Below are 310 nucleotides of genomic sequence, written 5' to 3'. Positions count from 1 at the left end.
CCGCATGGAAGGGCCATCGCTCAACGGATAAAAGCTACCCTGGGGATAACAGGCTGATCTCCCCCAAGAGTCCACATCGACGGGGAGGTTTGGCACCTCGATGTCGGCTCATCACATCCTGGGGCTGTAGTAGGTCCCAAGGGTTGGGCTGTTCGCCCATTAAAGTGGTACGCGAGCTGGGTTCAGAACGTCGTGAGACAGTTCGGTCCCTATCCGTCGCAGGCGTAGGAAATTTGAGGAGACCTGTCCTTAGTACGAGAGGACCGGGATGGACGTACCGCTGGTGTACCAGTTGTTCTGCCAAGGGCAT

The 310-nt window shown here is 57.1% G+C and carries 1 rRNA gene; it reads left to right on the top strand.

Annotation, left to right across the window (positions count from 1 at the left end):
- Positions 1-310, top strand: a 23S ribosomal RNA gene (locus tag WS34_RS15230); the annotation flags it as partial.

It is taken from the genome of Odoribacter sp. N15.MGS-14 (genome assembly GCF_000980245.1).
GTDB classification, from domain to species: domain Bacteria; phylum Bacteroidota; class Bacteroidia; order Bacteroidales; family Marinifilaceae; genus Odoribacter; species Odoribacter splanchnicus.
Note: the sequence above shows the minus strand (reverse complement) of the source record. Positions and strands in the feature narration are given on the sequence as shown.